The sequence below is a fragment of the Streptomyces sp. NPDC051172 genome (genome assembly GCF_040682555.1).
Taxonomy (GTDB): domain Bacteria; phylum Actinomycetota; class Actinomycetes; order Streptomycetales; family Streptomycetaceae; genus Streptomyces.
In genome coordinates this window covers 146,534-153,753 of sequence record NZ_JBFBBE010000013.1, presented here as the reverse complement: position 1 = coordinate 153,753, position 7,220 = coordinate 146,534, and the positions used below count along the sequence as shown (strand labels likewise).

At 71.2% G+C, this 7,220-nt stretch carries 5 protein-coding genes; 3 read left to right on the top strand and 2 right to left on the bottom strand.

Translation table 11 applies throughout. The features are described 5' to 3' along the window. The first annotated feature begins 696 nt into the window (after window positions 1-696). Window positions 697-1,677, top strand: coding sequence for a hypothetical protein (locus tag AB0N07_RS10945; protein WP_365833916.1), 981 nt, complete (start codon window positions 697-699; stop codon window positions 1,675-1,677). On the opposite strand, the gene AB0N07_RS10940 is transcribed toward AB0N07_RS10945, so the two are convergent. Beyond that, window positions 1,665-2,252: a hypothetical protein gene (locus tag AB0N07_RS10940; protein ID WP_365833915.1), complete on the bottom strand. Its 588-nt coding sequence runs from the start codon at window positions 2,250-2,252 to the stop codon at window positions 1,665-1,667. The two genes, AB0N07_RS10945 and AB0N07_RS10940, sit on opposite strands and share 13 nt — an antisense overlap. A gap of 161 nt (window positions 2,253-2,413) precedes the next feature. Between AB0N07_RS10940 and AB0N07_RS10935 the strand changes: the two genes are divergently transcribed. Further along, on the top strand, window positions 2,414-3,616 hold the full coding sequence (locus tag AB0N07_RS10935; protein WP_365833914.1) for a macrolide family glycosyltransferase: 1,203 nt from the start codon (window positions 2,414-2,416) through the stop codon (window positions 3,614-3,616). Between the two features lie 179 nt (window positions 3,617-3,795). After that, the gene (locus AB0N07_RS10930) at window positions 3,796-4,980 is read left to right on the top strand and encodes a type III polyketide synthase (RefSeq protein ID WP_365833913.1); all 1,185 of its coding nucleotides are present in this window, start codon (window positions 3,796-3,798) and stop codon (window positions 4,978-4,980) included. A 5-nt stretch (window positions 4,981-4,985) separates the two neighbouring features. On the opposite strand, the gene AB0N07_RS10925 is transcribed toward AB0N07_RS10930, so the two are convergent. Further along, window positions 4,986-7,145 carry a SpoIIE family protein phosphatase gene (locus AB0N07_RS10925; RefSeq protein ID WP_365833912.1) on the bottom strand — a complete coding sequence of 720 codons (2,160 nt, stop codon included), beginning with the start codon at window positions 7,143-7,145 and terminating at the stop codon, window positions 4,986-4,988. Window positions 7,146-7,220: the final 75 nt, after the last annotated feature.

The window sequence follows — 7,220 nt, the reverse complement described above, 5'->3', positions numbered from 1 at the left end:
CACGACCTCAACCCCCTGACCGTGCTCCGCGACCTCTTCGCCGGAAACCCCTGGCTGCCACCCGCTCACGCGTAATCAACGACCTGAGCAGTCACGAAGCATCCTTTCCGGCTCTTCCGAAGTCGCGTGGAGCAACGAACAGAAGTTCTTGACCTGCCTGACGACGGGAATGCTTGGCGGGTTTAGTGGGGCGGTGTGACGGTACTCACCCACTGGCCACAAAGCGCCATTCCATACATCACACAAAGACTCACACCACTCCCCTGAACTGCTGGTTTTGGGGATTTCAAGGGTGGAAACGATGACTGAAACGTTCGGTTCGCAACACCTGCAAGAATGGCGAATTCAGACTTCGCAGAATGCGAACACATCGCGATGAGCCGCTGGCGAGCGAGGCTGGAATTGCCCGCAAGAATCATTTTGCATTTCTTCTTCCTTGCCCATCCCGCAGTCGGCTGCTCCACCCCCGCCGATCGGCGGGGGAACGCCTTGTGGCTGCCCGGCGGGCAGGCCCGCCGCCGTGATCGCTATTGCACAGTTGTGACGGCGAGCGCACAGCTTCGTCATGGGCCGTGGGAAGACTCCTTCTGATCGCGAAGGGCGGCAAGCCGAGCGGGCCGTTCGGGTCCCGGGGACGGCGGGCGGCTCCCGCGAGACTCTCGTCGCACCGTCAATCACATTCCTGGGGGAACCTCGATGTCCGCTCGTAACCGTCGGAGCACCGCAGCCGTCATCACGGCGGGTGTCGCCGCGCTGCTCGCCCTGAGTGGCGCGGCCGCGACCGCGATGGCCGCTCCGTCCTCCGGCCGCGACGCCAGGGGCAGCGCCGCGCTGGTCGCCGCGTCCGCGTCCGCCCACACGCTCACCGTGCCCAGAGGTCTCACCATCAGCGACGGCACCCGCCATGTCTGGGTCAACGGCAAGTCGATCGACTTCGGCACCGTCGTCCGTGACCTGGCCTGGAACCCGCGCGGCACCAAGGCCGCCTTCATCGACGGCCACGGCAACCTGGAGGTCTCCGACCCCGACGGCAGTCACCGTGTGACCGTCGCCGCCAACCCGGGCGGGCAGACCTGGTCCCACCCCACGTGGCAGGTCACCGCGGCCGACCGGGCGAACGGCATCCCCGCGAAGAACAACATCATCTTCTCGGCCAAGGTCCACGGCAGCACCGTCCTGGAGCGCGTCAAGGCCACCGCCGACCACGGCACGCCGGCCAGGATCAGCCTGAACAGCGACGACCCGGAGGCAGGCGCGCTGCCGCAGACCGGCAACACCTGGCCCAACGTCGGCGGGACCTACGGCACTTCCGTCTACGAGAACACCCGCACCGGCGAGGTCTACATCCGTGACGACTACCTGCGTCAGCAGGGCGGTGCGCTGACCAGGGGCTCCGAGCCCGCGCTCGCCCCCGACGCGGAGGAGGTCGTCTTCGTGCGCTCCGTCGGCGGGCACGACCACCTCTTCGTCGACGACCTGAGCGCCGGCACCAACGCCGCCAAGGACATCACCCCGCACGCCACCACCGACTACACCGAGCCCACCTGGTCGCCCGACGGCAAGACCATCGCCTTCCGTGCCCCGACCGGTACCTACACGGTCACCAAGACCGCCCACGGCTTCGGCACCCCGGTCAAGGCCACCGGGCACACCGGCCTGCCGGCCTACCGCGGCTGACCGCCGCCCAACCGGCCACCGGAGCGGACGAGTTCGGCCCGTAGCTCCTCCAGATGCTGTTCGGCCGTGTCATGCGGCAGGTACTCGACCACATCGAGAAAGCGGAACAGTACCTGGGCCGAGGTGACGGCGAACTCGTAGTCCCCGAAGCCCACCACGGCACCCAGCTCACCACGAACGGCACCCCGGACGACATGCGCGGTCATGTCGTCCGGGTTTTCCGCTGTCAGCCCCCGCCGCGCGTTGGGGCGCGCCAGATACGGGCAGACCATCGAGGCGTAGAGCATGCAGGCGCGGTGCCCCGGAGCTTCCAGCGTCGCCGCCATGTTGCGGTACGGCCGCCCGGCAGCGAGCGCCTCGCGGATCGCCGAGCTCTCCGCGGCGCCGACCACCCGCCACACCGGCCCCTTGGGCATCAGGGTGTTGCACACGGAACACAGCCGCCGTCGCGCGCACTCGGCGCTGCGCCCGTAGTCGGTGAGCGCGAACTGGGGTTCGCCGCCCTCCCACGGGGTGATGGCGGGTACCGGATAGCCACGGCTGTCCCGAGGCCGGGCCTCGACGCTCGCCGGCATGGGAACGGAATCGAATCGCACACCTCATGTTCAACCACATGACCGCCGCACCGCGACGGGCAATCAGGCATGCCCGCACCTGGGAACTCCCGGTACGGCGTTGCCCAGGCGGGCTTCCGGGCGTTGCTGTGTCATAGCCCTCTATCCAAGGAAGTCCGGACATGCCCCGTTCTGCTCATATCGCCATGGTCGGTACGCCTCTGGTCGGGCATGTGCTGCCCAGTCTGGAGATCATCCGTGAGCTTGTGGCACGCGGTCATCGCGTGACGTATGCCAACGCCGGCCCCCTCGCCGAGCTGGTCGCCTCCACCGGCGCCGAGCCGATCGGTGTCACGTCCACTCTCCCGGTCGCCGGCCACGACTGGCCGCGGGATCCCATCGCGTCCGCCTCCCGCTTCCTCGACGAGGCGATGGCCGTGCTGCCGCAACTGCACGCCGTGTACGACGACGATCCCGCCGATCTCTACCTCTATGACGTCGGCGCTTACGCGGGCCGTGCACTGGCCGAGGCGCAGGGCCGCAGCGTCGTCCAGCTGGCCGCGGGGCATGTGGCCTGGGAGGGCGCCCAGGAGGAGATCGGCGCGGCGTACGCCCAGCTGCCCGGAGGCCCCGCCTACCGGGCGCGGTTCGCGGACTGGCTGGCCCGGTGCGGTGCGGTGACCTCGAACGTGGAGGAGTTCACCGGCCACCCGAAGCGGGTGCTGGCCATGATCCCGCGCGCCATGCAGCCGCTTGCGGAACGGGTCGACGCCGAGGCGGTGACGTTCGTCGGCCCGTGCTTCGGCGCCGAGCGGGAGCAGGACGGCTGGACGCGGCCGGCCGGGGCGAAGAAGGTGCTGCTGGTGTCGCTGGCCGGCTCGGCGTACCACGCGGCACAGGAGATCTACCACCAGTGCGCGGCCGCGTTCACGGATCTCCCGGGATGGCATGTGGTGCTGCAGACGGGCAGTGCCGACGATCTGGGCGAGCGGATTCCCCGTAACTTCGAAGTGCGGCCGTGGGCCTCGCCGTTGACCGTTCTCGAGCAGGCGGACGTGTGGGTGACGCACACCGGGATGGACAGCAGCAGCCAGGGCCTGTGCAGCGGTGTGCCGATGATCGCGGTGCCGAACGGCCCCGGCCAGTCCCTGCACGCCGACCGGCTCGTCGAACTGGGCGTCGCCCGCCGGGTCGACGCCGCGGACGTCACGGCGGCGACGCTGCGTACCGCCCTGATGGAACTCATCGGCGATCCGCAGGTCGCCGCGCGCTCGGCATGGCTGTGGTCCGAGGTCCGCGCCGAGGGCGGCACCCGCCGGGCCGCGGATCTGATCGAAGAGCAGGCAACCCCCCGTACATGTGCGCCGTCTCACGCTCACCAATAACCATCCGAGTTGTCCAGATCACAGCGCAAATGCCCATTTGGCGTCCATCCTCGAAGCGGCTCAAAGAGCCCGAAGTGGAGCGCGGCGCCATTTACTTGAGCACAACCTGTCTAAGTGGCCCATGACACAGCGTTCGTGGCGTTCTGCCTCGTCCCATCCCCCGTAGAGAGGTGTCCCTCATGGCCGCTTACCTGTGCCCGCCTGCCGTGATACACGGTGAGCACACCGTGCAGACCAGCCAGATCGTGGAGGAAGTGCGCGGTCGCCACCCGGACGCGGCGTGGGCGCCGAGGATCGAGGGCATCGCGGCCAGTACGGGCATCGAATCCCGCGGGTGGATGCTGCCGTTGGAGGCCGCCGTCGCGCCCGGCAGCGGGGGCGGCCTGCCGGCTGCCGGCATCGGGCCGGCCCGTCAAGCGCTGGCCGGTGACGGGTTCACCGAGCAGGACGTGGACCGCGTGATCGCCGCCCTGGAGGCGATACCCGCGCCGCAGACCGTCCAGGAGCGCACCGCGCCGGCCTGGGCGGCCGTGCAGTCCTGCGGGGAGCGTGCGGCGCGCGGGGCCCTGCAGATCGCGGGCCTGGACACCACGGACGTCGACTGTCTGATCACCAGTCACTCCACCACCCCGGCGCTGCCGGGGCTGGACGTGTCGCTGGCCAACAAGCTCCCGCTCCGGGACGACGTGCTGCTGCTGCCGGCCACACAGTGGGCCTGTATAGCAGGGACTCGTTCGCTGGCGCTGGCGGCGGATCTCGTGGCCGCGGACCCCGACCGGGTGGTCCTGGTCGTGATCGCGGAGGCGCTGAGCACGACGTACCAGCCCGCGGACGACACCCTGGAGTCCTTGATCGTCCGTCTCCTGTTCGCGGACACCGCGGTCGCCGCGGTGGTCACGGGCCGCCCCAGGCCCGAGTCGACGCTGCGGCTGGACGCCTCCTGGAACCACACCCTGCCCGGCACCCAGGACCTGCACCGCCTGGAGACCCGTCAGGACGGCACCCACTTCGTGATGGACCGGCGCGGGCCGCGCGCCGTGCAGGAGACGGTCACCGCGATGTGGGAGTGGCTGCGCCTGCGCTACCAGGACGACCCCGACTCCTGGCACCCCGACGTGCTGCTCGCGCACCCCGGCGGGACGCGCGTGCTGGAGTACATGGAGCAGACGATGCCCGACGGGTGGCCGTCCGGGCTGCTGGAGTACAGCCGGGACAGCTACACCAGCGGCAACCGCGGAGGCGCCGCCGTGTTCGACATCATGCGCAGGGCATACGACGCCGGGCAGGAACCGGGCAGCCGTGCCGTCCTGTACGCGGCGGCCCCGGGCCTGACGGCCACCGCCCTGGAAGGCGAGTGGCTGTAGCCGCGTCACCTCTCGACCGACGCCCAGACCACCTTGCCGTTGTCGGTCCAGCGCACGCCCCACCGGGTGGTGAGGCCGTGTACGACGTGCAGGCCGCGACCGCCGTCGTCGAGGAGCCCGCCCCGGCCCAGCCGCGGCCTGCCGTTGCCGGTGTCGCCCACCTCGCACAGCAGCCCGTGGCCGGTCCTGATCAGCCGAACCGTGAGGGGTCCGCCGGCGTAGCGGACCGCGTTGGCGACCAGCTCGTCGACCACCAGCAGCACCCTGTCCTGGGTCTCGTCCCTGATGCGCCACTGCCCCAGCAGCGCGGAGACCAGCACGCGGGCCCGGGCAGCCGCGTCGACCCGGGCGGGCAGCCGCCAGGTCGCGGTGTCCCCCTTGCGGTAGCCGATCATGCGGGCGAGCAGCAGGGTCACGTCGTCGCGCCGGTGCACGGGCGCGAGCGCCGAGACCACGCGCCGGGCGGCCTGCTGCAGGGCGTCCCAGGGGTGCACCGTGGCCACGGCGTCCGCCAGCCTGGTGATGCCCTCGTCGATCGACAGGGCGGGATCCTCCACCAGGCCGTCGGTGTAGAGGGCGAGCAGTGAGCCCGGGGGTGCGGCGAACGCGTGCACCTCGTACGGCTCCCGCAGCGCGAACTCGGCACCCAGCCCGGGATGGGGGCTCACGGCGACCGGGCGGGCGGGTCCGCCCGGAGGCATCAGGACCGGGGGGAGGTGGCCGGCGCTGGCCAGGGCCACATGGTGGCTGACCGGGTCGTAGACGGCGATGCAGCAGGTCGAGCCGAGGGCGCTGTAGCCGGCCGCCAGCCCGGACTCGGCGTCGTCCAGCAGTGACACGGTCTCGTCCAGGTGCTCCAGCACCTCGTCGGGCGCCAGCCCCGCGGACAGCAGCGCGCGGGCCTCCATGCTCAGCTGTCCCATGGTCGCGGCGGCTCCCAGGCCGTGTCCGACGACGTCACCGACCACCAGCGCGGTACGGCCGTCCGGCAGCGGAAAGCTGTTCACCCAGTCACCGCCGACGCCCGCGCTGTCGGGGGTGGCGGGCTGGTAGATGCTGGCGGTCTCGATGGTGTCGCCGCCGGACCGGGGCAGCAGCCGGCACTGCAGCGCCAGCACCTGGGTGTGCTCGCGCTGGTGCTGACGGGCCAGGTCGACGTGGTGGGAGGTCCTGGCCACCAGTTCCTGAAGGTCGAACAGCTCGCTGTCCTCGAAGGGGCGGTCCGCCCGCCGCCAGACCTCCGCCACCCCCAGGACGACGGGCGGCGCGCCGTCCAGGACGAGCGGTACGCATGCCACGGCCGCCGCCTCGTCGCCGGGCACCAGGGCACGGACCAGCCGCGGACTGCCGAGCACCCGCTCGATCGCTTTCCGGTCGGGTATGACGAGGGCCGGCGCGGCGTCGTCATGCCGTATCGCCTGGGACAGCAGGCGGCTCGCATCGCCGGGAAGGTCGTCGCCCGGGGTCAGATAGCCGTCGGGCCAGGCCCGGTCCGGCACCAGGGCCGCCCGCCGCAGCCGGATGCGGTCCTGCGGCTGCCCCGTGACCACCTCGCCCGTCCAGACGGCGAAGTCGAGGTCGATGGCGGTCACGTCTCCCCAGGCCAGCAGGGACTCCGCCAGTGACTGGGCGGTCTCGCCGACGTCCAGGGAGGTGCCGATCGCGGTCTCGGCGGCGTACAGGTGCAGCCTCCTGGCCATGGCGATCAGGGAGACGGTCAGACCCTCCTGGGGCGCCGCGGCGGCCAGGATGCTCATCGAGACCACCAGCTCCGACCCGTCGCCGCGCCGCAGGCGCTGGACCCGGGCGACGTGCGGCTCGCCGGTCTCGAGGACCTGCCGGAGCCGCCGCGTGACCGTCGGTACGTCCCAGGGGGGCAGCAGATCGACGAAGGGTTTCCCGGTCGCGGCCTCCACCCCTGCGAAGACGGGGGCGTCCAGATTGCAGCGGGTGATTCTCAGGTCCCGGTCCAGGCTGACCGCGCCGAGGATCTGCTCCGGACGGCCGGGGGCCGGATCGGCGGCGGGACGTGGGCGGGCGGCGCCGTCGTCCTGCTGATCGGCGGAACCGGCGGCCGCCGCTCCCTTGCCCGGCATGTACCGCCCCAAGGCGCCGCTGACCATGTCGAACGGCGACGCGGACGAAGGGGAGGGGGTGGAGTCCATGCGACTCTCTCAGCTCGCTCGCCGGCCCCGGCACAGCGCCGGGGACGTATCAGAACCCGGGCGACAGGGCCCCGA

Bases quoted from the DNA above. Each gene is read 5' to 3' on its own strand.
- AB0N07_RS10930 (WP_365833913.1), top strand. From the start codon at position 3,796: ATGGCCGCTTACCTGTGCCCGCCTGCCGTGATACACGGTGAGCACACC.
- AB0N07_RS10925 (WP_365833912.1), bottom strand. From the start codon at position 7,145: ATGGACTCCACCCCCTCCCCTTCGTCCGCGTCGCCGTTCGACATGGTC.
- AB0N07_RS10945 (WP_365833916.1), top strand. From the start codon at position 697: ATGTCCGCTCGTAACCGTCGGAGCACCGCAGCCGTCATCACGGCGGGT.
- AB0N07_RS10935 (WP_365833914.1), top strand. From the start codon at position 2,414: ATGCCCCGTTCTGCTCATATCGCCATGGTCGGTACGCCTCTGGTCGGG.
- AB0N07_RS10940 (WP_365833915.1), bottom strand. From the start codon at position 2,252: ATGCCGGCGAGCGTCGAGGCCCGGCCTCGGGACAGCCGTGGCTATCCG.